Origin of the sequence: Vulcanisaeta distributa DSM 14429, from assembly GCF_000148385.1 — an archaeon.
Lineage (GTDB): Archaea > Thermoproteota > Thermoprotei > Thermoproteales > Thermocladiaceae > Vulcanisaeta > Vulcanisaeta distributa.
On sequence record NC_014537.1, the window covers coordinates 1,812,729 to 1,838,295 of the forward strand.

Here is a 25,567-nt window from a genome sequence, read left to right on the forward strand (position 1 = left end):
TTAAAATCATGATTTAATATGTCGAGCTTGGGTATTAAGAGGGTCGCCGTACTGGGCGCCGGTACGATGGGTCATGGCATAGCCGAGGTATTTGCGATGGCGGGTTTCGAGGTTAACCTCATGGACATATCTGATGAGATCCTTAGGAACGCCCTTAACAGGATTCGGGATAGTCTCGAAAGATTAAGCAGGAGGGGTGAGCTGAGGGAGAGTGTTGACTTGATAATGCCCAGGATACACACAACCACCAAGGTTGCTGATGCCGTTAAGGACGTAGATTTCTTAGTTGAGGCCGTGCCTGAAAACGCCGACTTAAAGAAGAACATATTCAGGGAGGCAGATCAGTATGCGCCACCCCATGCAATATTTGCGTCTAACACGAGTACCATACCAATAACCGAGTTATCGGAGGCCACGTCACGTAAGGAGAAATTCATTGGGATGCACTTCATGAATCCACCACCGCTCATGAAGCTCGTGGAGATAACCAGGGGTAGGTACACAAGTGATGAGACTGTCAACATAACCGTTCAATTAACTAGAATACTCAATAAGGAGCCCGTCGTTGTTAATAAGGACGTACCTGGGTTCATAGTTAATAGGGTATTGTTTAGGGTCATGCTGGAGGCATGTCGTGAGGTGGTGCAGGAAGGCATTAAGATAATTGACCTAGACGCCATGGCGAGGAATGTGCTTGGTCTGCCAATGGGTCCCTTTGAACTTCTCGACTACATAGGCCTTGACACAAGTCTCTTCATAGTTAAGGCGATGACCGAGAGGGGGTTTAAGGCTCATTCCTGCCCATTGCTTGAGGAATTAGTGAGTAAGGGTAAGCTCGGTGTTAAGTCTGGCGAGGGCTTCTACAAATATCCAGGCCCTGGTCAGTACGTAAAGCCTAAGGTATTACCTGAACAAGGCCTTGAGCTTGACCCAGTAAGGTTGATGGCCCCGGCCATTAATGAGTTGGCTTGGCTTGTTAGGGAGGGCGTGGCTACGGTAGATGATATCGATAAGAGCGTGGAGCTTGGCCTTAATTACCCATGGGGATTATCCGAGTTCGCTGATGAGGCTGGCATTGATAATATTGTCGATGCATTAACGCAACTTAAGGGCGTCAGTGGCTGGGAGGAGTATGAGCCAGACCCATTGCTGACTAACTATGTTAAGGAGGGTAGGTTAGGTAGAAAGAGTGGTAGGGGTTTCAGGGAGTACCCTGAGGTTGAGTTTAGGAAGTATGAAGAGATAATGCTTAGGATTGATCCGCCAAGTGCTTGGATAATTCTGAATAAGCCTGATAAATTGAATGTATTAACTCCGAAGATGGCTGACGAGATTGTCAATGCGCTGAGGAGTGTTGAGGATGATCCAAGGGTCAGGGTTGTGGTTATCACGGGTAGCGGTAGGGCATTCTGTGCGGGTGCTGATATTAATCAATTCCAGAATGCAACGCCAATGCAGATGTTCAAGGCAATGAGGCATTACCACTCAATGACTCTGGAGATCGAGTACTACACGAAACCCGTGATAGCGGCGATAAATGGTTACGCCCTTGGTGGTGGCCTGGAGATCGCCATGGCATGCGACATTAGGGTTGCCAGTGAGGATGCATTACTCGGCCAGCCCGAGATCAACCTGGGCATAATACCGGGTGCAGGAGGAACGCAGAGGCTGACTAGGTTGACGAACCTAGGCATTAGTAAGGAGTTAATACTCACGGGCAAGCAAGTAAGTGCCAAGGCTGCTCTTGAGTACGGCGTCGTTAATAGGGTCGTGCCAAGGCACGCCCTTGAGTATGAGGTGATGAGGTGGGTTAAGGAACTAGCCTCAAAGCCACCACTAACGCTTATGCTCGCTAAGTACGCAATTAATTACGGTTATGAGGCCCCAATATGGAGTGCATTAAGCAATGAGGCCTCATTATTTGGCGTGGCAATATCGACTAAGGATGCACAAGAGGGTGTCAGGGCTTTCCTAGAGAAAAGAAGGCCAAGGTTTACCGGTGAGTAAATTACCAAAGCTTAAACTTGGTCGTCCCACCACTTATTAATTCAATCAGTACTATGATTATTATGGAGATTATTAACGATGCAGATGCATAACCAAGGGCTAAGGGCAGGCCGTAAACCTCGTATGTATACCAAATCAGTATTGGTAATGGATATACATAATTGAATAATGGCGGATTAATTACGTAATAGGCTAGGATAACTATTGAACCAAACTCACTAATTGATCTACCCCACGAAAGCAGGAATGAGGATATTAACTCCCTCCGTGCCATTGGAATGACAACCCTCAAAAAGACACCCCACTGGCTGAGCCCCAGGGTTAAGCCCACATACTCATATACGGGATCAAGCCCATCAAATACCTGCCTGAGGGCGCCTATGGTTATTGGTGCTGAAACTATGAAGTACGCAGCCACTAAGCCCCATATGGTGTCCACGAATGGTAACCTACGTATTATGGGTATTGGGGATATTGGCGATACGAGTATTAAAAGCGACAGACCAACTATCGTGTGAGGTATTGTTAATGGGCTCGTCAGAAGACCCCCAACAATATTGTCGATAGGCCTCGGTATCAACCCACGGGATATGGCGTAAGCAGTCGGTAACCCGAGGATTAAGGTTAGTGCCGCGGCTATCATAGCGCCGAGTAGCGTCACCACAACGCCCTCTATAAATAACGTACTTGTGAAGGCGCTTATTAAGTATCCATAGCCCTCATACAGTAGTACGACCATTGGCAATAACAGCATTAATGAGATGAGTATTATAAACGGTGTAAAGGCATGTCTCGAATTATCCAAACGAACCACCTCATTAACCACCGTACTTAAGTAATGAGGAATTGACAAGAATCCTAATCAGTGGTGGTGCAGCGCTTACGTTGCCGTAAAATATCGCTGGCGTTAATGGCTCAATACCGAGCTTTTTCATTAATTCATGACCACCCGGCGTTAATAGATATATTATCAATTCCTCAGCAAGCACCTTATTAGGTGCCTGGTTGGGTATTGTCAAGGCAAGCTGAATGGGCGCACCCTTAACCACTAGGTTTTGCCCATTAACTACTATGGTGACGTAAGACTCACTGTAATAACTTGAGTATGCAGGGTCCCCTAAATTAACCTGAGGCGGCAGTGGGAAGTAGGGCAACCCAGCACTTTCGGCCGACGATTTGTAAATCGCGATGTCAAACCAAACCTTACCTGTCTCAACGGGACCAAACAACTCACTACCAGCAAGTACCTCGTAGACATTGCCCGTGCTGTTAGCATAATTGAATAGGTTAACGTAGTAATTCCTCCCTAACCCCCAGTAAATGCCGGTTAACTGAAGCACCATTAATGCCCTATAGCCCTCGGGATCCGTATTCGGGTTAGACATGCCTATGGCATAGGCGCCGTAATCACGTGCCAAGTCAAGAGTTTTGTTTGAAAATATTAAGTCGAGGAATTCCCTAGTTATGATCATGGCCTCGGTGTAATTACCATCCCTCAATGCCTCCTCCTCAGCCATTGTTAGGTTATTAACAGTATTCAGTAATGATTTAGGCATGTTAGGCGAGTACGCGATGACCATTTGATCACCAGCAATGGCTATGTACCAACTCGTTATATTACTTGGGTATAGAAGTGACGTTAATATGTACGGGTCTATACTCGCATAGATTGAATAACCACTTGGGTTAAGTATAACCTGCCTTGCCGCCTGTACGGAGCCCATGCCGGTTACAACAACGTTAATCCCCAACTCCCTACCTGCCTCCCTAAATAACTGCGCATATAATGATGCAGTGATTACGCTTAGGGCTTGCTGCGTTACCGCCTTAGGTGTTTGAGATTGGTGAATTGATGGTATTGAATACCCTATTAATAAGCCCACTAATAATGAGATCACCACTGATGCTATTACGCCGGCCTTCATTGAGTTACGGTACCTAATGCGCTTATTTTAAGATAGTTCTGCTAATTTATCATTAAAGTATTTTAAGTTAATTTATACAGTGATTATATTGTATAAGAATGGTAAGGACGAACTTCGATGCGCGTAAGTCAATCTTCGTTAAGAGACTGATTGAGGAGAGTAATCAGCATAGGGTTGACTTTGACATTTATGACTTCCTGCTAACCTTTAATAAGTCGTTGAATGATTACTACACAACGAGTAGTTGCAGCGGCCGTATCGCCTTAGCCAAGGCTCCACGACTTAGCTACTCAAAGGGTTCAGGGCTTTTTAAATTCGTTGCTAAGTGGCATAGACCTGTTACCTACAGTGAGATAATCAACGTCATTAATGAGGTTGGTGATGGTGATGTGTGGTTACTTGTTAGGGCACCGATAATGCACTTTGTGGCCAGGGACCTAAATGGTGCATTAAGGATATTAAGGATCGCGAGGGAGGCTGGGTTTAAGCATAGTGGTATTTACTCCGTGACTCATGACGGAGTTGTGGTTGAGGTTCAAGGTGAGGATCGCTTTGAGGTTCCCATAGTAATTAATGGTAGGTTAATAGTGCCCACAGAGGAACTGAGGCGTATTGTTGATGTGGCCAATGAAACGTTAATATTTGGGAAGTTTAGGCTGGCGCACTTAATACGGTTAATAGAGGTTAAGTTGCTTGGTCGGACTGACCTGGGCGACATGCCTAGAACGTATTTCAGGGAGTCTTATAGAGAGTTTAATGTTGAAAATATAAGTATTGAGAATTCCATATAATTACGTATTGAATTATCGTTAGGAATATTTCAGCGGAATAAGATTTTTAAATGAATTTTTCAATCGCCATCATGGTGGGACAATTGCAACGGTAAAGGAACCAATCCTTGAGGTTATCGATGTTGGTTATAGCTACAAGACTGAGAAGGGTCCCATACCAGTCCTCAAGAACATAAATTTTAAGGTTCATTCTCACGAATTTGTATCCATAGTTGCACCGACAGGCACTGGAAAGACGACATTACTTAGGATAATAGCCGGCTTAAGGAGGCCAGATAGCGGTAAGGTGCTTCTTATGGGCGAGGAAGTTAAGGGACCAACGCCTAAGCTTGCCATGATATTTCAGGACTTTGCCCTCTACCCCTGGCTTACGGCACTCGAGAATGTGGAACTGGCGCTACTTCATAGGAAGGATCTTAGTAAGGAGGTTAGGAGGGAAATTGCTCGGAAGTACCTCGAGCTGGTGGGCCTCGGTGGTTTTGAGGATTATTACCCAAGGGAGTTGAGTGGTGGTATGAAGCAGAGGGTGGCGATTGCAAGGGCGCTAGCTGCGCAGCCAGTGGTTTTGCTGATGGACGAGCCCTTCGCAAACCTAGACGCAATAACCGCCGAGGGCCTTAGGGCCGAGATATATAACATGGTTTTTAATGAGGAGTCCACAGTAAGGGCCATCATAATGGTCAGCCATAACCTTGAGGAGGTCGTGGAATTGAGTGATAAGGTGATAATACTTGGTGGGAGGCCCGCGAGTATTATTGCCGAGGTCGAGATTAAGTTGCCAAGGCCTAGGAATACGAGGGATATAGAGTTCCAGGATTATCTAGATAGACTTTACTCCCTGCTGTCGATAAGCCTTAAGGTTTAGGCGATGGCTATGGGCATTTGGTCCATAGCCCTCATAGCGTTCTTGGCAACACTTGCTACATTTGGTAGGGTTACGCTAACGATAGTGCTTGGTATAGTGCTTGGTTGGTTCCTGGGTTACGCCGCGGCTAAGAGTGGACTCTTTGAGAGGGTATTCCTATCAATCACCCAGACACTTGAGGCCGTCCCGGTCATTACATTCTTCCCAATAGTCCTGGTATTCTTCGTCAAGTCAATAGGTGGTTACATAGGTACTGAATTAGCCGTAGACTTCCTGGTTTTCACGGCTGTTGTTTGGAACATATGGGTCGGTGAGTATGAGGCCATAAAAACCGCGCCCCAGTCACTTGAGGATGCCGCTGAGATGTTTAACCTCAGCTTCTGGGGTAGGTTTAGGTACTTATATATACCGGTCACAATGCCCAGGGTCGCTGGTAACGTCTTAGTTAGCTTCGCTGATGCCTTATTCTACATAGTAGTTAGTGAGGTGATTACGCTGGGTACCACGCAGTACTCCGTCTTCGGCATAGGCGCGTTGATAGCCTCCTGGACGAGTAAGGGCGAGTGGGTACCCGCATTTGTAGGGTTAGGTATATTGGTCGTGATGGTAACCGCGGTACTCTTCGGGGTGCTTAGGCCATTCGTTAACTGGGCCGTTAAGTATAGTTACGACCCATTCATGGAGGTTACAAGGACGAGGATTAGGAGGCCCATAATAACAAGCCGCGTTAGATCACTGGCTGCTAGGAATATGAGGTACATAAGAAGGGTTGTGGCTGTTGAGGATGCAATAATGCCGATATTCATAAGGGCGTCTAGCTATGCCGTTAGGCATAGACTATTAGTGAGGCCTAGGCCTAGAAACATAATAACCAGGACTGAGAAGTACATAGGCATAGGCGTGGCTACGGCTATTATCATTCTCTTGGCATACTTAATCTATAGTTCCTGGCAAGTGACATGGGTTCCAATAATAAATAACTTATACGATCACGGTTTACTTTACCTTTATTACCTTGGACTTGATTGGTTAAGGATTGCCTTAGTTACCGCCGCCTCGATAATAACCGCGATCCCAATCAATTATTTAATGGTTACGCATAGGAGGGTTGAGGCAATATTGCTACCAATACTTGAGGATTTGGCGTCAATACCGGTATCAGCTTACTTGCCATTAATTGCAATACCCTTCACGACATACGTAGCCACCACACTTGGGCTCCACGTATCTCTTGAGTTATTAGTATTCCTTGTGGCTTACCTAAGCACTGCCTGGTACGTGATTTATAACATGTATGTTGGTATGAAGACGATACCCAGGAGTCTGTGGGATGTGGCTGAGAACCTGAGGTTAGGGACGTGGCAGAAGCTCAGGAGGTTAGCCATACCAGGCGCCATGCCCGCTACAATAACTGGGCTTGCCAGCACGATTGGCTCGACATGGGGAGGGCTTGAGGTTGCTGAATACATTCAGGGCCTTAATGGGCAGGTTTACATGGTCCATGGATACACCGCCCTAATGGATTACTACACGGCGGTAGGCAACGTGGTTGGTCTTGAGGCTATGAGCTTAATACTTGCCATAAACGTAATACTACTTAGTGTATTCCTCTGGAGGAGACTGTTTAAGTTGGCTAGAGAGAGATATAGGCTTGAAGGTGCAATAACCCTTTGATCTTATTCTACGCTATTTACCTCAATCGCGTGTAATAAGACTTATAAGTATTCTAATGCATACATGTAAATAGAAGTGCTATGTCTAAGGAGGGCCAGGGGCAGGAGGGTGAGGAGGCGTACTCTAGAACCACTATTATGGTCCCTAAGAACATCGCATCCGAACTTTCACGAGTAGCTAAGACTAGGGGAAGGACATTATTCCATGTAGCTGGTGAGGGCTTAAGATTAACAACGGAGCTCATTAAGGATGGTTTCGAGCCGTCAGACCTAATTTACTTCTGGAGATTGTATAAAATCCTTAGCTCAATGGATGTAATACCAATGCCCATGAAATTGATTGAGGAGGTGTGCACACACGTAACATCCGTATTAATAAATTTCTCCAACAATGAGAAGTTACCAGCTGAATTTAGGGAGGAGGCGGGTAAAGCCGTGAATGAGCTATGGAATATTTATGAGAAATACGGGCATCAGGTGGGTGCGTTAATTAGGATGGAATTCGACAATCTTGAGGAGCTTCTTGAGGCGGTCTCGAGGGTTAGTCGATTATTGGCCGTTAGGCATGTCGAAGTTAAGAAGTTGGGTCCTAACACCATTGAGTTAATGGCGATAGGCCCCAGTGGGACTTCTGATATTGGTAATAAGGCGCTTTTATCATTTATTAGGGGATTCGTCACTCAATATGATTATGAGGTTGTCTCTGAGGAGGCGAGGGCCAACGTGCTCAGGGTAGTATTACAGAAGAAGGCCTAGTGCAGGGTTATTATCAATAATTTTCAGTTTTATATCATATTATTATTGTTGCTAGGTTTGAGATGCCGGGCCACCTCAGGGCTGCCTCCATGGCCACTGGACCGTGTATCTCACTGCCCTTTGGTGCGCCGTTTTCATCGGTAATCACCACGGCATTATCCTCAAAGGCTATCCAGGTACCGTCAGGTCTCCTATACGGTCTCCTCTGCCTAATGACAATGGCCCTAAGTATCTGCTTCCTAACCTCAGGCTTTCCCTCAACAACGCTAACAACGACCATGTCGCCAACAGAGGCCCCGGGTATCTCCCTATGAACAGGCTTCGCAGTATGCCCTATAATGCCTATGACCCTGACCAGCTTAGCACCACTATTATCCGCTACAGGGACTAAGCTGTTTATGAATATACCTGGTGTCTTATGGAACCTCCAACTAACGCCTACTTGACGCGCACCGCCTCTTTTCGCCATTGATAATGCCAACCACGCTTGCCTTATTAAACTTATCCACCTATTCCCTAACGATTAATTGAAGACCCATTGACTTAGCGATCTCCGTTATTGATAACCTCCTTAAAACTGCATCATTAATTATCCTGATGACCTCACTTATGTTAACCCTAACCTGGGCCTTAGTATCCCTATCCCTAATCGTTACTGTATTGTCAGCTGGGGTCTTATCATCTATTGTTATTGCGAAGGGCACGCCTATGGAATCATACTTAGCATACCTACTGCCTATTGTCCCATCATCATCGTAAACAGCCCTTATCCCAGCCAGCGATAATTCCTTAAAGATCCTCTTGCCAATACTCACATACTCCTGCTTCTTAATTATTGGTAAAACCACGGCCTTTATTGGCGCAATGTCAGGCGGCAACCTAAGCAGCGGCTTCCCATTAACCTCCGTATATGCGTGTTCCAGGGTTACATAGACGATCCTATCGACGCCGAAGGAGGGCTCAACATCATGCGGAATAAACCTCTCAATATGCACTTTCCTCCTCTCCTCCTTAATGAAAACCATATCGCTCGTTATGGTATACCCCTCAATGACGGCCTTACCCCTGCTAGCTAATTCACTAGCTAACCACCTTGGGTCAGCCCTACCGATGGCCTGCATGACCTTAGCCATCTCATTACCAAAGACCTCCCTAATCCTCTGCGGGTTTGGGTAAACCCTAGCCTCAATAACCTCCTTTGGCGTGGCCAACCTCCTCTCAACTGTTAGGTCATAACCACTGTACTTAGCATGCCTACTGAGGTCGTAGTCGGTCCTATACGCATGACCGCTGACCTCAACCCAACCAAACCTCTCACTGTAAACCATCTGGTCAAAGCTAGCCGCTGAGTAGTGAGCTCTCTCCTCAGGTAATTTAGCGAGGAAGTACTGATGATCAAGCGGTACGCCAAGTTCGTTCATGTATATCGTGGCCAAGCCCATGAAGAACGCCATCCACTCATTAGGCACAACACCGTTCTCAACGGCCTCCTTAGGTCTAAACTCCCTGGGCTCCTTAACGCCAGCCGCAACGTCCCTCTCAGGTATTATCCTTAACTTAACGTCCAACTCATCGAGGTATGGGCACTTGGCATTTTCTGGGTCAAAGAAGAACTCAATCTCCATCTGTGTGAACTCCCTAAGTCTAATTAAGCCCTGCCTGGGTGATATCTCATTCCTGCCGACCTTACCGATCTGGGCAATACCGAGTGGTAACTTCCTACCCATTAGATTAAATACCCTTGGGAATGACACGAACATTCCCTGGGCAGTCTCAGGTCTCAGGTAACCAATGTTATCGCTGTAAGGTCCTATTGTAGTTTGAAACAATAGGTTAAAGGGCTTAACATTACCCAACTCGCCACCACAAACAGGGCATTTAATGCCATACTTCCTAATTAACCCGTCAAGCTCCTCAAGACTTAAACCCTCGGTCTTTATCGAAATGCCCCTCTTACCAAGCTCCTCCTCTATCAAGTGATCAGCCCTGAACTTGCGACCACACTTGGTGCACTCAACGATTGCATCCGTAAAATGCTCAAGGTGTCCACTGGCCTCAAATACTATCTTCGGCATTATTATCGGCGTCTCAACCTCAACTATGAAGTCTTGGTATGGGTAAATGAAGACCCTACGCCACTTCTCAATGATGTTCCTCTTCAATTCAACGCCAAGTGGTCCATAATCATAGAAACCACCAACCTCAGCCTTACCCCTATAAATCTCAAAGCTCGGATAAAAGAATCCACCCTCGCTCATTAGCTCCAGGAATTTTTCGAAATCCATTCGTCACGATAATTACTGGGCGTATTTAAATAATTTTCACAGGTAATTAAGTACGTCCAATATTAACTTGATAATCGTTGGCAACGACATTAACCCTGGGTCATTGGGCGGTGAGTACTCAACGAGATCCACCGCCTTAACTCTGGAACCGCCATAGTCGAGAACAGCCTTAATAATCCTCAGTAGCTCGCCGTAGTTAAGCCCGAAACCCTCCGGGTTACCGACACCAGGCATTATCGAGGGATCAAGAACATCAACATCAATGCTGAGGTGTATTGGCCCAGGGTAACTATCAATCACACCTCTAATGAGAAGCCTAAGCTCGTGGTAATCCATGGACCTTATATCCCTAGTTGATAATAACGTGGAATTCTCGAGACCCCTCACAAAATTAATTTCCTCCTTATCGTATGACCTAAACCCAAGGAAAACAAGTGACTGAGGCCTAACCTGATTAATTATGTGCCTTACGAATGTGGCATGTGATAAAGACTGCCCCAGCGGCCACTCCTCCCTTGAATCCAAGTGCGCATCTACATGTATGTAAATGCCGTATGAACCCTGTGACTCCCTAACAGCCCTGGCAACACCAAGGCTTAGCGTGTGTTCACCACCTATATTGACTACCCTACCCCATGTATTAATGGCATCCTTAACCACTAAGTTGATCCTCTCTAGATTCTTGTCGGCCATGCCCTGCATTAACGATAAATCCCCCAAATCGCAGGCCTTCTCAAGTGGGTCAATGCCCAGATCCTCGGTAGGTGTAAATTCGAAGTACTGGCTCCAGGTCCTAATAACACTGGGCGCGAATCGTGTTCCCGGTCTAAAACTGACCGTATCTTCCATGGGTATACCAAGTATTGGTATACCACGGCCACACTTGGGCACTCCGAATAATGTGTATTGGGGGACGACGTAGAAGTCGATATTATTGCTCATGGAAAATCACCTCCATAATCCTCTCCTTAATGGCTAAGAAACTTGAATACGTAACTTCCCAGGCACTAGCCTTATTATACTCATTTAAGTCATTACCTAACTTCTCGCCAGGCTTAACTACGTAAATATTAACACCAGCCCTTCTAAGTATGAGGTATGAGGGATAACAAAGTGAGCCGTGTGGTGCTAATACCATCGTTGCATTAAGCTCGACACACCTCTTAGCGACCGTTGGTCTCTTATTCACGGAGTTTAGAGCTGGGTTAACCTCCTTATGAATTATGACCCCATTCTTAATAAGGACTAAGTACTGAGCCCTAGAAAATAAATCAAATGTTAAATCCTCATTAATCGTGGTACACACAACATCATCCTTTCCGATCATTAATACCAACAGCGTGCCTCAAATATATACCTTTAAAAACATTCGGAGTTAAGTCATAAGTTTTACCTTAAGTTAGATAATACGCGTGAATTACTTTACGAAAATCTATTTAAAGGAATTAGGTAATGAGAGCTTAGAGCCCATACCTGCCTTGCATTCACACCATTGGGTCACCCAACGACCCGGCAAAACCGGGCCGCTGGGACCCAATGGTGTGGGTGCATGCAGGGGGCAAATCCTCAATTACTTAATTGTCTTATAATCTTAAGTTAATAGTTAAATTAATATGTTACGTGTTTTCTCAATGCTTTATTTATGGAAATATAGAATAAAGGGTTTATAAAAGGGCTCTATAACGAGTCCTTGACCAAGAATGAGCGCATCAACCATTGAAATAACGTTTTTCGGTAGGGGTGGGCAGGGCGCCGTAACCGCTGCTCAGATAATTGCCCAGGCAGCGATTAGGCGCGGTTTATTTGCAAGTTCGTTCCCTGAGTATGGCGCTGAACGTAGAGGCGCGCCTGTTAGGGCCTACGTTAGGTTATCCCGAGAGCCGGTATTAGCGAGGGAACCCATTGAGAGGCCGGATATTTCCGTGGTCTTTGATACGAGACTACTAAGTGTCTTCAATATACCGCAGATAACGAAGAGCTATATAGTCATTAATGCGTTAAGTATCGACGATGTTAGGCAGTCCATAGGTAAGTTCAGTGGTAAGGTCGTTTATGTGAATGCGTATGAAATATCCACGAAGCATCTAGGCAAGCCTATAGTCAACACAACGATGCTTGGCGCGTTACTTAAGGTTCTTGACTTAATAGACCTAGATACCGTTAAGGAGTTGGTTTTAGAAACCTTCGGTAAGAGACTCGGTAAGTCAAATGTAGACGCTTTAGAAGAAGCTTATAAGGCGGCTGAGGTGGTCGTGCTATGATGAAGCAATTAACCTGGAAGGATTTACCAATCGGTGGCGTAGTTACTGAGCCAGGTAATGCGCGTAAGAACCTAACCGGTACTTGGAGGACTGAGAGACCCGTTATTGATCAAGATGCGTGCATTAGGTGTAGGATTTGCTGGATGTATTGCCCTGAACCGGCAATACTTGAGTTGAAGAAGCCTTATGTCACGAAGACGGGCAAGAAGTATGACTTAACTTATGAGATTGATTACGACCACTGCAAGGGCTGTGGGATATGTGCCCATGAATGCCCAGTCAAGGCAATAAAGATGGTGCCAGAGGTGGCTGGGTAATGGCAGTCGCAAAGGCATTGAGCGTTAGGGAGGAAGTCGTTAAGGAAAGGCTTGGCTTAACATCAAACTACGCGGTGGCATACGCGGTTAAGGCCGTTGATGTTGACGTAATTGCGGCATACCCAATAACGCCACAGACTACAATAATAGAGAAGCTTGCCGAGTTCGTAGCCAACGGCGAGATAGATGCTGAGTATATACCCGTTGAGTCTGAGCATAGTGCCTTATCGGCCGTCGTGGGAGCGGCAGCGGCTGGTGCTAGGGTGTTTACTGCAACGTCAGCCCAAGGCCTTGAGTTCATGCATGAAGTACTCTACATAACATCCGGACTTAGGTTGCCGGTGGTCATGGCTGTTCCCGGTAGGGCATTGTCAGCGCCAATAAGCATTCATGGTGATTACCAAGACATAATGAGTGCCAGGGATGCTGGCTGGATCATGCTCATTGCCTCCTCTGCTCAGGAGGTTTATGATTCGATTATTATGGCGTATAGGATTGCCGAGGATGGTAGGGTCCTGCTACCTGTCATGGTCGCGTACGACGGATTCCTAATGAGCCACACCACAGAACCCGTGGAGATCTATCATGAGGAGTATGTCAGGAAATTCACGCCAAGGAATCTAAACAGGTATAGGCTTGACCCAAGAAGTCCAATAACCATTGGCGTCATTACAAGCCCTGATTGGTACTACGAGATCAAGTACCAAGCAATTAAGGCGCTTAAGGATTCAAAGGGCATCATTAAGGAGGTTCATGAAGAATTCAATAAGTCCTTCGGCACTAATTACGACATAATCGAGAAGTACATGCTTGATGATGCGGATTACGTATTAATAACCTATGGAGGGGCATCAAGCGGCAATGCCAAGGAGGCTGCTAAGAGGGCTAGGGAAAGGGGGTTAAGGGCTGGTGTTTTAAGGATAAGGTTATTTAGGCCATTCCCCACGGATGAAGTGGTAAATGCTATTAAGGATGCCAAGGCGATAGCCGTTATTGATAGGGCATTATCGCCGGGCAATACGTATGAGGGCCCTGTATTTAATGATGTGGTCTCGGCATTGTATAGTAGGGGTGTTGATAAGCCAGTCATATCCGTGGTTCATGGGATTTCCCAAAGGACAATGCTTGTTGATGATTTCTACAACCTTTATAAAATGCTTGATGAATATGCAAAGACTGGTGAGTATCCAAGGAAGACAATATTTATGGGCCTGAGGGGTGGTGAGGAATGAAGGTGTACTTCAGGACGATAAAGGACTTACCCGTGGATGAGTATTTCGGACCTGGACAACTAACCTGCGCTGGATGCGGGCCTTCAATAGCCGTTAGGTGGTTGCTTAAGGCTGCTGCGCCAGACGTTATTGTGGTTAATGCCACGGGCTGTATAGAGGTGACCACAACTTCATACCCATACACGGCGTGGAGTGTTCCCTACCTACATGTGGCTTTTGAGAACTCAGCCGCGGCGGCGTCAGGCGTGGAGGCGGCGCTTAAGGTGCTTAGGAGGAAGGGTATACTAGATACTAAGGCTAAGGTCATGGTTATTGCTGGTGATGGTGGTACTTTTGATATTGGTTTGCAGTCTCTTAGTGGTATGCTTGAGCGTGGTCATGGTGTGCTCTACGTGCTTTATGATAATGAGGCTTACATGAACACCGGGATACAAAGAAGCGGAGGAACACCGCACTTCGCCTGGACAACGACTTCACCAGTGGGTAGTAAGTTAAGGGGTAAGGTTCAGAGGAAGAAGGACATCATGAGCATTGTCATTGGGCATCACATACCATATGCCGCCACAGCCAACATAGCCTATCCAATAGACCTGGCAAATAAGGTAAAGACTGCCCTTGACTACCTCGATGAGGGTCCTGCCTTCATACACGTACTAGCACCATGCCCACCAGGCTGGCGTTACCCGGAGGATATGACCGTGGAGATTGCGAGGCTCGCCACAGAGACAGGCTACTTCCCACTATACGAGTGGGACCACGGCAGGATAAGGTTCAACCCACCAAGCAATGCCCACTTTGACAAGTCAAAGAGAAAGCCAATAATTGAGTACTTGAAGAGACAGGGTAGGTTTGCACACCTAACTGAGGAGGATATTAAGGAGATTGAGAAGGAGATTGATGAGTACTGGGACTACCTAGCAAGGCTCGCTAAGGCCTTTGGTTAAAACATGAACTGCTTCTTAATGTCCTTAAAACCTCAATTCGCCGCAGAGATCCTAACAGGCCAAAAGAAATGCGAGGTAAGGACCTTCATTGGGCCAATAAATAAGGGCGACATGATCCTCGTCTACTACTCAAGCCCAGTTAAGGCGGTTAAGGGATATTTCATAGCCGGTGATTCAACCATAGTAAGGCCAGGTGAGTTAATGAATGTGATAGGTAATAAGTGTGGAGATATTCCCAGGGATAACCTGGAGTACGTAATGACTAAGTACCTAGGGTCAAGGAGGAGGATACTCATACTTGAAGTGACAAGCCCAACAATACTGCCAAACGCGGTGACAATAGAAGAATTAAGGAAACTGAACATAAAACCACCTAGAAGTTACATGAAGATAAGCAATAGAACCTGCCAGGAAATAATAGCAAAAGCTTTAAATCGAAAAGCACAGTAAAAGAAAACGCCGGGGTGGCCGAGCACGGTTAAGGCGCGGGACTCGAGAGCAAGGCCAAGGCATCCCGTCCCCGCAAGGGGGCCCGGGTTCAAATCCCGGCCCCGGCACCAACACGGATTATCCTTCAAATGTGATTCCTCCATGGGAAGGTTTCTCGGTAATCAGGTGGATGATAGGAAATCTTTCATCTTAATTATTGGTAATTTCCTTAGTAATGATTTATTTCATTGTAATTGATTTTTATATCAGGTAGTTTGTTAGTTATGCGTGTCCTGCAGTGTTTACCTGGATAGGAGGGCATTTTCGAGGGGTGAGCCCATTTATATTACGCTTATTAATCTAGGCAATACGCCTGTCATGATTGGTTCCTGGCAAATAATTGATGCCAATGGTAGGGTGATTTACTCGATTGAGCCTCCACAGATTACCATTAGCCCGAGTTCCTCCTTCGTTGTCGTTTGGTTTCAGCTTGATAATGATGGTAAACCCATTGATAAGGGTAGGTATAGGGTTGTTTGGCAGCCTATGGTTGATGGTAGCACCCTTGAGTGTTTCAGTGAGTTCTTCGATGTTTTATGACCGACCCTTTATTCTCGTTAGTAGGTATCTGGATATGACTATGTAAGTTACGGCGAAGATCACAAGGGCTGTAAATGGGTCTATTAGTGGTACTGTCATCATCGTTATTACGTAATAAATAGTAAATGATGCTAATAGGGATATTATTAGGAATATGAGTATCCACTTGATTAGGCTGTTCAATGCATTGTTAACCTCATCTTTATCATAACCCTTACTACTGAATTCCCTCATATACCTCACGTAATTGTTATAGAGTTGGGACAATATTAATGAGTACTCTATGATGATTATTGACCCATCAAATATGGTCAAGCCCTGGGGTTGAACAAGCACCACGTGAAATATGTATGGTACATAGCCCTGTGACGTTACCGATATTATCAACGCCATTGTTAGGGCTATCCAGGACTCAACAGATAGATTACCCATGAGAAGTCCGATAAGCCCTATTGAGAGAGTTATGGCGATTAATATCAAGCTGATTGATGGGTTATTAGGCATTAACATTATGAAGGGGATCACAGGAAGTACTAGTGATAATACGGCTAGGACCTGCCTCATTTCATAACCACCTGCCTAGGTACGTTGATATCTTGGCGATTAACGAGCCAATGCCCTCACAAGCTGGGTCCCAAGTAATTACCTTGGCATTCCTCGGTAATGCCTTATATAACCTCACTCTATTCCTAATGACCCACTGATTACAGGGCAACCCCTTTACTAAACTCCTCATTAGTATTGTGTCGGGCACTATATCAATTATGAGAGCCCTTGATGGTAATTTATTAAGTAGGGTAATAACCCTCTCGGCACTTTCTACGTTCATATTCGTCACAATAATTAATGCTGGGTTAGTCTCCTGTATCAACCTATAAAGGGCTGGGTCCATGATATAGCCCTTAATGGGCAATGCTCTTACAACCATTAACTCTCGCAATAACCTGTAGTACTGCGTGGTTCCCGAGCTGGGTATGACCCTTGGGCCGGTTGGTATTGTCCAAAGACCAACATTATAACCATACCTGAGTAATACCCTACTTAGGGATAGTATGAGTGATACTCCATACTCAAGGGGGTTATCCTCGGCGGTTCCATACCTCATCCACCAACCAACGTCTAGCAATATTATTGTTGTCCTAAGCCCCTCCCTCTCATACTCATTAACCATTACTTTACCACCAGGATCCCTCGCGGTTGCCTTCCAATTAATGAACTTGTATGGGTCACCAGGCACGTAATTCCTCACGGACCTAAATTCCGTGGAGTATGGGCCAAGCCTTGATGGTGAGTACCTAGGTAATCCCTGTCTCGGCTTGACCATTCCGAGAACCCTCCTAACAATCTTGATCCTGGGTATTACCTGGACATTACCTCCAAGCTTTATGGAACCCTTAATTGGTTCGTGTATTCCCAGGGCATTATAATACACATAATCAATACTACCCAATGAGTAATTACCCCTCTTAACAGCCTTTAATACATATGTGAATCTCCTGTCCACATCGCCGAATCCCTTGAAGATTACGTGAACATTATTGCCCTTAACCAACTCAAAGCCCTCGGCCATTAACGTGTCAGGATTTGGCGGCGCCCTAATTATTAAAAGGCCGAAGCCGCCGTGGATTTTAACGTTTAATTCTATGTTTAATTCCTCATCAACGTACATAACGCTTTTATCGGCGTTGAGGGTTATCGATATCGTGGGCTTTTCGTCTAAGCTTAAAGCTATCACCAACGTGATTAGGGGGAAGAGTATGGGGAGTATGTACAACTTAGATGTTGTTAGTACTGCGGCCACGGCTATAATCATTGGAAGTATTATGAGGAGCAGGAGTATTTTCGAGAATTCCCTCATTAGTAATCACTACCTGGGTATTGGTATCTTCTCAACATACTCCCTAACAATATCCTCACCACTAACCCCCTCCAGGGCGACCTCAGGCTTAAGCACAATTCTATGCCCAAGGGTTTCAATAATAACCCTCTTTATATCGTCGGGTATTACGTAGTCCCTGCCATCGATAACCGCCATAGCCCTACCCATACTCATCAATGCCATCAATCCCCTGGGGCTTGGACCAGCAAGTACCCTGGGATCCCTCCTAATAACGTTGAAGCTCACTACATACTTCATAACATCGTCACTAACAACAACGTTACTCTCCACGAAATTCCTAATCATTAATAATTCATCACCACTTAATACAGTCCTTACCTGGGGTGTTGGGTCGTTACTACGCCATGAGATCCTACGCTTAAGTAACTCAACCTCATCCTTCGGATATCCTAGTCTTATTCTTATCATGAATCTGTCTAGTTGTGCCTCTGGTAGTGGGTATGTTCCCTCGAGCTCTATGGGATTCTGCGTGGCGACTACAATGAATGGCTGAGGGAGCTTAATCGTCTCACCCTCAATTGTTATCTGACCCTCCTGCATAGCCTCAAGCAAAGCAGACTGAACCTTAGGAGGAGCCCTATTAACCTCATCAGCAAGTACGAAATTTGCGAATATGGGGCCGAGCACCAACTCGAAACTACCCTTGTCAGGTCTCCAAACCTTAGTACCAATAATATCACTGGGTAGTAAGTCAGGCGTGAATTGAATTCTACTGAACCTAAGCCCGAGGACCTTAGCGAGCATTTTCGATAGGAAGGTCTTACCAGTACCTGGCACATCCTCAATGAGTATGTGACCGCCAGCAATAATCGAGGCTAGTATTTTTAATAGGATCTCTTCGTCACCGACAAAGTACTTGGTTATCTCGTTAATCACGGCCCTGACCCTCTCCGTTACATAACCAATGTCAACCTTACTCATTACTAGCCTAAGTTGGTATTAAGAGTAAGGTAAATTAAGTATTTTTGTTGCTCAATAATTCATTGAGTAACTCATTGATGAGGTTAATCCTATCCCTAACCTCCATTTCAAGGATCCTCCTATTAACCCTCTTACAGGTTACTACACTTGAGTAGTTAATTAATTTATCAAGCTTATCAATAATCATCTTATAATCTAAGCCATCATTTGTTAATTCATGGACCAGGTATGCGATCAATTTATCCTTCTTACCGTTAACCACGAACTCCCTAACAGCCTCCTCGAAAAGTGAGTACTCAGGTGATGGTACAACCTTAATCTCACGCCTATGTTTCTCATACAATTCCTCCTCGATACTCTCCACAACCTCTAGCCCACTGATGTATAGTTTATAGCCCGCGTATATTATGGATGTTGAGGCAATAATTATGAACACTATTAGTATGTACGTGTTCCATATTGATGGTTTTGGAATTGAAAGTAAGGAATACAACAGACCAATGCCAAAAGCCGCAAGGGCTAACGGGCGTGAATTCCCAATAACTCCCCTGACATTGATGCCGCGGCTCTCAATCACAGTGGCTGACGTAAGTACTAGGTAAACAATGGATACTGCCGCGAATGGGTAGAATAATGGTAAGTAAATAGCACCAAATAGATAACCAAGCCCAAGGAATACGAAGAAATACGACAAGTACTTAAGTAATGACTCAGTGAAACCTATCCCAATCATCTGCCTCGTTGAATATCTATTGACTATCGCGCCAATTATGACCAGGGCTAGGAAATTCATTAGGTAATTAATAATGGAGGAATACTCCCTGTAATTAACAATTAGTATGGAGGTTAAGCCCCCAATCAGTAGGTATATGAACAGTGAAGGCGCCACTAAACTCCTAAGTACATCGGCAACGATGCTACTACGGTACCTAATTAAATTACTTATTAAAATTGTTGTTATCAGGGCTGCTGTTGGTATCACAAATATAGCGATTAAGTAAGTGCCAATGGACCTTATCAAAAGAATGAACAACGTAAATAATGTGAGTATTACGTATGCAACTACGTACCTAATAATTAAATTATGAGGCTCTCTCACAAACAATCACCCTGGCATCCCTAAAGACCTTACTTAGTGCCCTAAGGAATTCCTCATAATCACGCCTATCAACATCCCTAAGCCCATATCTAACCATCTCGAATAACCTAATGATCGTATTTATTGAATTCCACTCACCATTAATGACGCCATCATTAACCAACTGTCTCATCGCCTCCCTAATGGTCGCTGAGTCCTTAATTACGAAATTTCCTATGTTCAACCTAATAAAATTAACGACATCATCCCTATAATCACTGGCTCTAATAAATAATCGCTCCTCCCTATCACCAAGCCCAATGCTAATACCATAACAACCCCTTAAAGGCATTATTAACGAGTCCTCCTTAAGAATCCCTGGTCTCGTAACAGTGACCAAAGCACCCCCCTTAATAATTATGGGTAATGGTTCATTGAATCTCCATATTAATGGTAAATCCCTGGGTATTCCTAAGTCAATAATATCATTACCACCCCAACCACTAATAACCTTCACGACTTCCCCCGGGAGTAATTCAACTTCTCTTGATAATTTAATGTGCACATCACTACCACCTTTTGAGACCACATTAATTTTGAGATTACTCTTTACATTGACATTGGTATTACTGCTTAATTGACTACTCCCATGAATCTCTCTCCTTACTATTGTTAATGAGCTAATGCTGATGATTATGATTGCCGTGATTATTACGATGATAACCAATAATGGTGGTATCCTTAATGGAGCCACCGTATTACTAACATACTGCTGGCTATTTCCTGAACCCTCCTGTAAGCCCGATGTGCCTGAATAACCACCGCCCCATGGTTGTGGGGGTCTTGGCGTACTTATAACTATGTACCTCGTGATATTGATTGGTATGTTAGGCATTACTATTGGTAGTGGTATTAATGGTACGTACAATTCCGCACCACGAGTTTCGTTAACATGCTGCGGTATTGTTATGTTTATTGGTGGTAACGTGATTACGGGTTGTGGTAGATTCACATGAATATTTAATGAGCCACCTCCCTGCGCTGCCTTTGATTCATTCAATTTTATTAATACGCCAATTGAGGACGCCAATAACCACGTTATTAATAATCCAATGACCAATATCAAGATTGCGGATTTATTCACACAATCATTAACAAACCTTGAATTTAAAATTCTTAGTAATCCTGCTACTTACCTATTACCTAATTCATTAAATACCCTGCCTAGGTCAAGAGTTAGCAGCGCAGTACCTATACTAATGAGCAACCCACCAATCAGTGGTGTCTCTATCATTAGGATGCCGATTATTGCGATTAGGGAGTCTATCTTAATCCTCTTAATATTGAAATCATTACCCAACCTATATAGGGTCATCATGCTTAAGATGGATCCGAGGACGCCTAGGACCAACGATATGAAGAGAGGCAGTGGTAAGTATAACGAAAATACTATGAAATACTTATTATATGTCAATATAAGCGGTTCCAACATTAGTGGCTTGGGGATTAGGGCATTGCCTACGAGTTCGTTAACCATTAAATAACCCATGTAGAGTATGTTCATGAAGTACGAGGTTGTGATTATCAAAGAACCAACAAACCCAATGAAATACCTCCTACTATAATGAACCAAGTCTCTAAAACCAAGCAACCAAAAAATCACCACCAGCACATACGGTATTACAGTGGATATTAAGAGGAAGTATGAGATCACTACCGTGAATATGTAAGCAGCCATAGGAGTGATTAATAATGATAAAAGCAACAATATTGTCAGAATAATTGCGTCAGCAGATATTATGAGTAATGACCAACGGATATAGTCAATTCCACGCTCCAGGAGGTCAATCGACATTACCCTAATAACTTTAACCAGGAAGTGCAATTTAAAGCATTATTAAAGCTCAATTACGGAACCAACACCACCAAGCCTAGACGCCCTTGGCATAGCATTGTACAAGGCTGCAATACCAAGAATACCCGTACAGTGGGTCCCAATTACAATGCTGGGTGACTTATTGGCTAAATAATTGGTTACCTGCCTAATCCTATCCTCGCTTAATCCCATGAAATGAAGCCCTCCAATAACTGCGTACAGCTTGTTCAACCCAGTTACCTGGAATCCATACTCCACAATATTCTCAACCCCAGAATGCCCACAACCCGTTAAAGCTATCAACCCATTCGGGTGCTTTATATACAATGCCATATCATCAGGCACCTCATCAGTAACGGCGCCTGTGTGTGATGGACCCCACTTCCTAGGTATCTCACCCGACACAATAACGTCGTTAGCAATCCTATAGGGCTCCTTAATTAGTATTAACTCAACGCCCCTACTCTCCAGATACTCCCTCGTGAAGTCCACGCTTATATCCTCAAGTTTACCGCCTTCGCTGGTAGCGTAGGCCTTCGTGAATAGATTAGTGTGTGCAATCATTTTTATGGGTCTTGACCTGGCGTTCAGGAATGCACGAACACCGCCTGTGTGGTCAATGTGCCTATGGCTAATTACCAGGTACTCCGGCTCGTTTAGGTCTATGCCGAGTGCCCTCATATTATTTAATAGGGCTGTCCCCGTAAGTCCCGTATCATATAATATCCTATAATCATGCACATATGCCGCAAACCCCCACTCGCTCAGTAACCGCTTACTTAATGAGGATAGTTGTGTTGCATAGTTATCCACCAATATTGTTATTTTCATAATTTTACTCCGGTTTACTTAAATTTTAAGTTTTAATGTATATATTTCTATATATGAATTATATCCAGAAGTCTTATAAATCATGAATAAGCATCAGCAACATGCCATCTGAGGAGATTAAGTCCTTCTTCTATGACTTCCAATTAACAATAGATAAGATACTTGACTATGTAGTCACTGCCTTCCCAAATAATGAGATTGTTTATTGGCCCCCTAGCGGCTCCAGGACATCGGTCACATTCGCCCAACTCGCCGATAGGGTTCGTAGAATTGCAGCCGCCTTAATGGACCTTGGTCTAAAGCCTGGCAGGGCTTGGGAATTAGGTAGTAGGGTTGCGGTGCTTGAGTGGAATACCCTCAGGTACCTCGACCTTTACTACGCAGTACCGAGCATTGGCGCTGCCCTATTCACGGTCAATGCAATGCTCGCCCCCAAGGAGATCATATACACAATGGGTGTTGCTAAACCTGAGGTATTTATCGTAAATATTGATTATTTCGAGCCATTGCTAAAGCCAATTCTTAATAATGTCAAGAGCATAAAGGCCATTATTTATATGAGTGATAGGGGTAAGGTGCCGGGTCAGGATTATGGTGTTAGGATGATACCATATGAGGACCTACTAAGGCACGAACCATTAAAGGAATTCCCAGAGATAGACGAAAGAACACCGGCGACACTAATGTTCACGTCAGGAACAACAGGATTACCTAAGGGAGGGTACCATACCCATAGGGGGTTGGTATTGCATACTTTGTCCACGGCGCTTGCCGTGAAGAACCCACCCATAAATGCCTCGCAGGATGATGTTGCCATGGTTTTAGTACCCATGTATCATGTTCATGCATGGGGTTGGCCGTGGTCAACCATGCTTGGCGGCCATAGGAAGATCGTATATCCAGGTCGCTTTGATTGGGGACACATACTAAGGTTAATCCATGACGAGGGAATCACATTATCGGCAGGCGTACCAACAATACTATACAACCTACTTAACCACCCAGACTCGCCTAAGTATGACCTTAGCAGGTTGAAGTTTATAGTTGGCGGTGCGGCATTACCTGAGGGATTACTGAAGGCTGCCCAGGCCAGGGGTATGACTGTGATAAGCGGCTATGGTTTGACGGAAACCGCGCCAGTACTCACCATCGCCTATTTAAGGCCTGATCACAAGGATTTACCGCCTGAGAAGAAGAACGAGATTTACCTAAGGACAGGGATCGTAATACCTCTCGTTCAGTTGCGCGTTGTTGATGAGCAGGATAGGGATGTTCCGAGGGATGGTAAGACCATCGGCGAGATCGTGGTTAGAGCTCCATGGCTCTTCAGGGAGTACATTGGTGACCCCGAGAAGACTAAGAATGCTTGGCGCAATGGCTGGTTCCACACAGGGGATGCCGCAGTTTGGCTACCTGACAATTACGTTAAGATCGCTGATAGGCTTAAGGACGTAATCAAAAGCGGTGGAGAATGGATACCAAGTCTCAGGCTTGAGGACTTAATAAGCACGCACCCAGGCGTTAACATGGTAGCCGTTGTCGGCGTACCTCATGAGAAGTGGGGTGAGAGGCCCGTGGCCATTATCGTACCAAAACCTGGCTATGAAGGTAGGCTTACTGAGGATGAAATTAGGAATTACCTTATGCAGTTTGTGGAGAGGGGTGAGATACCAAAGTGGTGGATACCGGACAAGGTAATATTTGTGAAGGAGCTGCCATTAACGAGTACTGGTAAGATAGATAAGAAGGTGCTCAGGGATCAATATAAGGATGTGCTTAGTAAGTAAGTGCTTAAATCTAAATCATTGAATTGACTTGAATAAAAATGAGGATCGTTTCATGGAACGTTAATGGTTTGAGGAGTATAATGAGGAAGGGCTCACTCGATAGGCTACTAAGTATGGGTAATTACGATGTTGTTCTACTCCAGGAGATTAGAAGTTCAGGTGATGTTCCACTAACGATAATGGGGCTGGGCTATGAAGCGTACCCATTCCCTGCCGAGAGGAAGGGCTACGCAGGTGTTATGACTCTCACGAAGGTAAAGCCTATCTCCGTTATCAAGGGCCTTGGTATCAAGGAATTTGATGCAGAGGGTAGGGTAATTACTGTGGAATTTAATGAGTTCTACGTTGTTAATGCTTACTTTCCAAGGGCTGGTGATGACCTTAGTAGGCTGGGTTTTAAGATATCCTTCTGCGGCGCCATTGAGAAATTTTTGAATGAATTAAGAAGTAGAAAGCCCGTTATTGTATGCGGAGACTTCAATATTGCCAGGGATAGGCTTGATTCCTCATTTTGGGACGAGAAACATCCTGGCTTAACCCCTGAGGAGAGGGCTTGGCTTAGTCAACTCATTAAGGATGGATTCATCGACGCCTTCAGGGAACTCCACCCAAATGCTAGGGTGTTTACGTGGCGTAGTTATAAGGAGAGGTGGAGGGCTATGAGGATTGATTATTGCATGGTTAGTGAGGAATTGAGGGGTAAGGTGATTAAGGCTGAGGTTTTAAGTGATGTGGAGGGTTCTGACCACGTGCCGGTCATGATTGAGATAAGCAACTAAGGGATAAACCACCACGTATTAACAATCTATATACGAAGCACCTATCCTCATGCCCACTACAGCGGGCTTTACACCTGAGCTCATCATCGACTATTTCACAGTTAATAATATACTCATTGCCACCATACTTATCGATATAACGAACACCAAGCCCATAGGCTAACGCAATCAGTAGGTAATCAATTGGTCTTAAACCATCTACCTTAATAACCGAGCCATTAATATAAACGTAATACTCAGAATCCCTTCTGAGGAGTTTTATAATCATTATAAAAGTAATGATTATTCTTATGATTTTTAAGGGAAATTC

General features: G+C 44.8%; 27 protein-coding genes and 1 tRNA gene. 14 read left to right on the plus strand and 14 right to left on the minus strand.

Annotated features, from left to right (window positions below):
* Window positions 1-18: 18 nt before the first annotated feature.
* Window positions 19-2,007: a 3-hydroxyacyl-CoA dehydrogenase/enoyl-CoA hydratase family protein gene (locus tag VDIS_RS09470; RefSeq protein WP_013337021.1), complete on the plus strand. Its 1,989-nt coding sequence runs from the start codon at window positions 19-21 to the stop codon at window positions 2,005-2,007.
* A gap of 1 nt (window position 2,008) precedes the next feature.
* On the opposite strand, the gene VDIS_RS09475 is transcribed toward VDIS_RS09470, so the two are convergent.
* Window positions 2,009-2,821 (minus strand): ABC transporter permease subunit, encoded by an 813-nt coding sequence (locus tag VDIS_RS09475; RefSeq protein WP_425358364.1) that lies wholly within the window; start codon window positions 2,819-2,821, stop codon window positions 2,009-2,011.
* A gap of 4 nt (window positions 2,822-2,825) precedes the next feature.
* On the minus strand, window positions 2,826-3,932 hold the full coding sequence (locus VDIS_RS09480; RefSeq protein WP_013337023.1) for a substrate-binding domain-containing protein: 1,107 nt from the start codon (window positions 3,930-3,932) through the stop codon (window positions 2,826-2,828).
* A 98-nt stretch (window positions 3,933-4,030) separates the two neighbouring features.
* On the opposite strand from VDIS_RS09480, the gene VDIS_RS09485 reads away from it, so the two are divergent.
* From VDIS_RS09485 to VDIS_RS09500, 4 genes are all read left to right on the plus strand, one after another.
* Entirely contained in the window at window positions 4,031-4,723 is a 693-nt protein-coding gene (locus VDIS_RS09485; RefSeq protein WP_013337024.1) for a tRNA(Phe) 7-((3-amino-3-carboxypropyl)-4-demethylwyosine(37)-N(4))-methyltransferase, read from the plus strand.
* Window positions 4,724-4,838: 115 nt separating this feature from the next.
* Complete coding sequence (locus tag VDIS_RS09490) at window positions 4,839-5,588, plus strand: ABC transporter ATP-binding protein (RefSeq protein ID WP_216086156.1); 750 nt, start codon at window positions 4,839-4,841, stop codon at window positions 5,586-5,588.
* 9 nt (window positions 5,589-5,597) lie between these two features.
* Window positions 5,598-7,262, plus strand: coding sequence for an ABC transporter permease subunit (locus VDIS_RS09495; RefSeq protein WP_013337026.1), 1,665 nt, complete (start codon window positions 5,598-5,600; stop codon window positions 7,260-7,262).
* A gap of 80 nt (window positions 7,263-7,342) precedes the next feature.
* Window positions 7,343-8,017, plus strand: a complete 675-nt coding sequence (locus VDIS_RS09500) for a hypothetical protein (protein WP_013337027.1) — start codon at window positions 7,343-7,345, stop codon at window positions 8,015-8,017.
* Between the two features lie 34 nt (window positions 8,018-8,051).
* On the opposite strand, the gene VDIS_RS09505 is transcribed toward VDIS_RS09500, so the two are convergent.
* Genes VDIS_RS09505 through VDIS_RS09520 form a run of 4 tightly spaced genes read right to left on the minus strand, consistent with a single transcriptional unit; the run spans window position 8,052 to window position 11,629 of the window.
* A complete protein-coding gene (locus VDIS_RS09505; RefSeq protein WP_013337028.1) occupies window positions 8,052-8,486 on the minus strand; it encodes a 50S ribosomal protein L14 in 435 nt (144 codons plus the stop codon).
* Window positions 8,487-8,526: 40 nt separating this feature from the next.
* Window positions 8,527-10,302, minus strand: coding sequence for a glycine--tRNA ligase (gene glyS / locus VDIS_RS09510; protein WP_013337029.1), 1,776 nt, complete (start codon window positions 10,300-10,302; stop codon window positions 8,527-8,529).
* A gap of 36 nt (window positions 10,303-10,338) precedes the next feature.
* The gene (locus tag VDIS_RS09515) at window positions 10,339-11,244 is read right to left on the minus strand and encodes an agmatinase family protein (RefSeq protein WP_013337030.1); all 906 of its coding nucleotides are present in this window, start codon (window positions 11,242-11,244) and stop codon (window positions 10,339-10,341) included.
* The gene (locus VDIS_RS09520) at window positions 11,234-11,629 is read right to left on the minus strand and encodes a hypothetical protein (protein WP_013337031.1); all 396 of its coding nucleotides are present in this window, start codon (window positions 11,627-11,629) and stop codon (window positions 11,234-11,236) included. The genes VDIS_RS09515 and VDIS_RS09520 overlap by 11 nt, the downstream gene beginning before the upstream one ends.
* A 373-nt stretch (window positions 11,630-12,002) precedes the next feature.
* Between VDIS_RS09520 and VDIS_RS09525 the strand changes: the two genes are divergently transcribed.
* The 7 genes from VDIS_RS09525 (at window position 12,003) to VDIS_RS09555 (ending at window position 16,085) form a co-directional block, all read left to right on the plus strand.
* Entirely contained in the window at window positions 12,003-12,563 is a 561-nt protein-coding gene (locus VDIS_RS09525) for a 2-oxoacid:acceptor oxidoreductase family protein (RefSeq protein ID WP_013337032.1), read from the plus strand.
* Window positions 12,563-12,880 carry a 4Fe-4S binding protein gene (locus VDIS_RS09530; RefSeq protein WP_013337033.1) on the plus strand — a complete coding sequence of 106 codons (318 nt, stop codon included), beginning with the start codon at window positions 12,563-12,565 and terminating at the stop codon, window positions 12,878-12,880. Before VDIS_RS09525 ends, VDIS_RS09530 begins: the two co-directional genes overlap by 1 nt.
* Complete coding sequence (locus VDIS_RS09535) at window positions 12,880-14,112, plus strand: pyruvate flavodoxin/ferredoxin oxidoreductase (protein WP_013337034.1); 1,233 nt, start codon at window positions 12,880-12,882, stop codon at window positions 14,110-14,112. Before VDIS_RS09530 ends, VDIS_RS09535 begins: the two co-directional genes overlap by 1 nt.
* A complete protein-coding gene (porB, locus tag VDIS_RS09540; protein WP_013337035.1) occupies window positions 14,109-15,056 on the plus strand; it encodes a pyruvate synthase subunit PorB in 948 nt (315 codons plus the stop codon). The genes VDIS_RS09535 and porB overlap by 4 nt, the downstream gene beginning before the upstream one ends.
* Before the next feature lie 18 nt (window positions 15,057-15,074).
* Window positions 15,075-15,506: a hypothetical protein gene (locus tag VDIS_RS09545; RefSeq protein ID WP_013337036.1), complete on the plus strand. Its 432-nt coding sequence runs from the start codon at window positions 15,075-15,077 to the stop codon at window positions 15,504-15,506.
* Window positions 15,507-15,514: 8 nt separating this feature from the next.
* A tRNA-Ser gene (locus VDIS_RS09550) sits at window positions 15,515-15,616 on the plus strand.
* A gap of 157 nt (window positions 15,617-15,773) precedes the next feature.
* Window positions 15,774-16,085 (plus strand): hypothetical protein, encoded by a 312-nt coding sequence (locus tag VDIS_RS09555; protein WP_013337037.1) that lies wholly within the window; start codon window positions 15,774-15,776, stop codon window positions 16,083-16,085.
* Here VDIS_RS09555 and VDIS_RS09560 read toward each other — a convergent pair.
* The 7 genes from VDIS_RS09560 to VDIS_RS09590 are packed head-to-tail and all read right to left on the minus strand — an operon-like array spanning window position 16,080 to window position 22,691.
* Window positions 16,080-16,649: a hypothetical protein gene (locus tag VDIS_RS09560; RefSeq protein WP_013337038.1), complete on the minus strand. Its 570-nt coding sequence runs from the start codon at window positions 16,647-16,649 to the stop codon at window positions 16,080-16,082. The two genes, VDIS_RS09555 and VDIS_RS09560, sit on opposite strands and share 6 nt — an antisense overlap.
* 1 nt (window position 16,650) lies before the next feature.
* Window positions 16,651-17,943, minus strand: coding sequence for a DUF58 domain-containing protein (locus VDIS_RS09565; protein ID WP_013337039.1), 1,293 nt, complete (start codon window positions 17,941-17,943; stop codon window positions 16,651-16,653).
* Window positions 17,944-17,952: 9 nt separating this feature from the next.
* The gene (locus VDIS_RS09570; protein WP_013337040.1) at window positions 17,953-18,906 is read right to left on the minus strand and encodes an AAA family ATPase; all 954 of its coding nucleotides are present in this window, start codon (window positions 18,904-18,906) and stop codon (window positions 17,953-17,955) included.
* Window positions 18,907-18,940: 34 nt separating this feature from the next.
* Window positions 18,941-20,005 carry a hypothetical protein gene (locus VDIS_RS09575; protein WP_013337041.1) on the minus strand — a complete coding sequence of 355 codons (1,065 nt, stop codon included), beginning with the start codon at window positions 20,003-20,005 and terminating at the stop codon, window positions 18,941-18,943.
* On the minus strand, window positions 19,989-21,128 hold the full coding sequence (locus VDIS_RS09580) for a DUF4129 domain-containing protein (protein ID WP_013337042.1): 1,140 nt from the start codon (window positions 21,126-21,128) through the stop codon (window positions 19,989-19,991). Before VDIS_RS09580 ends, VDIS_RS09575 begins: the two co-directional genes overlap by 17 nt.
* Before the next feature lie 48 nt (window positions 21,129-21,176).
* The gene (locus VDIS_RS09585) at window positions 21,177-21,839 is read right to left on the minus strand and encodes a hypothetical protein (protein WP_013337043.1); all 663 of its coding nucleotides are present in this window, start codon (window positions 21,837-21,839) and stop codon (window positions 21,177-21,179) included.
* 42 nt (window positions 21,840-21,881) lie between these two features.
* On the minus strand, window positions 21,882-22,691 hold the full coding sequence (locus tag VDIS_RS09590) for an MBL fold metallo-hydrolase (protein ID WP_013337044.1): 810 nt from the start codon (window positions 22,689-22,691) through the stop codon (window positions 21,882-21,884).
* 101 nt (window positions 22,692-22,792) lie between these two features.
* Here VDIS_RS09590 and VDIS_RS09595 point away from each other — a divergent pair, with 101 nt between their 5' ends.
* Both VDIS_RS09595 and VDIS_RS09600 read left to right on the plus strand, forming a co-directional pair.
* Window positions 22,793-24,478 carry a long-chain-fatty-acid--CoA ligase gene (locus VDIS_RS09595; RefSeq protein WP_013337045.1) on the plus strand — a complete coding sequence of 562 codons (1,686 nt, stop codon included), beginning with the start codon at window positions 22,793-22,795 and terminating at the stop codon, window positions 24,476-24,478.
* Window positions 24,479-24,516: 38 nt separating this feature from the next.
* Window positions 24,517-25,257, plus strand: coding sequence for an exodeoxyribonuclease III (locus tag VDIS_RS09600; protein ID WP_013337046.1), 741 nt, complete (start codon window positions 24,517-24,519; stop codon window positions 25,255-25,257).
* Here the strand turns inward: VDIS_RS09600 and VDIS_RS09605 are convergent.
* Window positions 25,235-25,525, minus strand: a complete 291-nt coding sequence (locus tag VDIS_RS09605) for a hypothetical protein (RefSeq protein ID WP_013337047.1) — start codon at window positions 25,523-25,525, stop codon at window positions 25,235-25,237. The two genes, VDIS_RS09600 and VDIS_RS09605, sit on opposite strands and share 23 nt — an antisense overlap.
* Window positions 25,526-25,567 lie beyond the last annotated feature (42 nt).

Coding starts and splice junctions, on each gene's coding strand:
- VDIS_RS09470 (WP_013337021.1), top strand. CDS start 19: ATGTCGAGCTTGGGTATTAAGAGGGTCGCCGTACTGGGCGCCGGTACG.
- VDIS_RS09480 (WP_013337023.1), bottom strand. CDS start 3,932: ATGAAGGCCGGCGTAATAGCATCAGTGGTGATCTCATTATTAGTGGGC.
- VDIS_RS09485 (WP_013337024.1), top strand. CDS start 4,031: ATGGTAAGGACGAACTTCGATGCGCGTAAGTCAATCTTCGTTAAGAGA.
- VDIS_RS09495 (WP_013337026.1), top strand. CDS start 5,598: ATGGGCATTTGGTCCATAGCCCTCATAGCGTTCTTGGCAACACTTGCT.
- VDIS_RS09500 (WP_013337027.1), top strand. CDS start 7,343: ATGTCTAAGGAGGGCCAGGGGCAGGAGGGTGAGGAGGCGTACTCTAGA.
- VDIS_RS09505 (WP_013337028.1), bottom strand. CDS start 8,486: ATGGCGAAAAGAGGCGGTGCGCGTCAAGTAGGCGTTAGTTGGAGGTTC.
- glyS (WP_013337029.1), bottom strand. CDS start 10,302: ATGGATTTCGAAAAATTCCTGGAGCTAATGAGCGAGGGTGGATTCTTT.
- VDIS_RS09515 (WP_013337030.1), bottom strand. CDS start 11,244: ATGAGCAATAATATCGACTTCTACGTCGTCCCCCAATACACATTATTC.
- VDIS_RS09520 (WP_013337031.1), bottom strand. CDS start 11,629: ATGATCGGAAAGGATGATGTTGTGTGTACCACGATTAATGAGGATTTA.
- VDIS_RS09525 (WP_013337032.1), top strand. CDS start 12,003: ATGAGCGCATCAACCATTGAAATAACGTTTTTCGGTAGGGGTGGGCAG.
- VDIS_RS09530 (WP_013337033.1), top strand. CDS start 12,563: ATGAAGCAATTAACCTGGAAGGATTTACCAATCGGTGGCGTAGTTACT.
- VDIS_RS09535 (WP_013337034.1), top strand. CDS start 12,880: ATGGCAGTCGCAAAGGCATTGAGCGTTAGGGAGGAAGTCGTTAAGGAA.
- porB (WP_013337035.1), top strand. CDS start 14,109: ATGAAGGTGTACTTCAGGACGATAAAGGACTTACCCGTGGATGAGTAT.
- VDIS_RS09545 (WP_013337036.1), top strand. CDS start 15,075: ATGTCCTTAAAACCTCAATTCGCCGCAGAGATCCTAACAGGCCAAAAG.
- VDIS_RS09560 (WP_013337038.1), bottom strand. CDS start 16,649: ATGAGGCAGGTCCTAGCCGTATTATCACTAGTACTTCCTGTGATCCCC.
- VDIS_RS09565 (WP_013337039.1), bottom strand. CDS start 17,943: ATGAGGGAATTCTCGAAAATACTCCTGCTCCTCATAATACTTCCAATG.
- VDIS_RS09570 (WP_013337040.1), bottom strand. CDS start 18,906: ATGAGTAAGGTTGACATTGGTTATGTAACGGAGAGGGTCAGGGCCGTG.
- VDIS_RS09585 (WP_013337043.1), bottom strand. CDS start 21,839: ATGTCGATTGACCTCCTGGAGCGTGGAATTGACTATATCCGTTGGTCA.
- VDIS_RS09590 (WP_013337044.1), bottom strand. CDS start 22,691: ATGAAAATAACAATATTGGTGGATAACTATGCAACACAACTATCCTCA.
- VDIS_RS09595 (WP_013337045.1), top strand. CDS start 22,793: ATGCCATCTGAGGAGATTAAGTCCTTCTTCTATGACTTCCAATTAACA.
- VDIS_RS09600 (WP_013337046.1), top strand. CDS start 24,517: ATGAGGATCGTTTCATGGAACGTTAATGGTTTGAGGAGTATAATGAGG.
- VDIS_RS09605 (WP_013337047.1), bottom strand. CDS start 25,525: ATGATTATAAAACTCCTCAGAAGGGATTCTGAGTATTACGTTTATATT.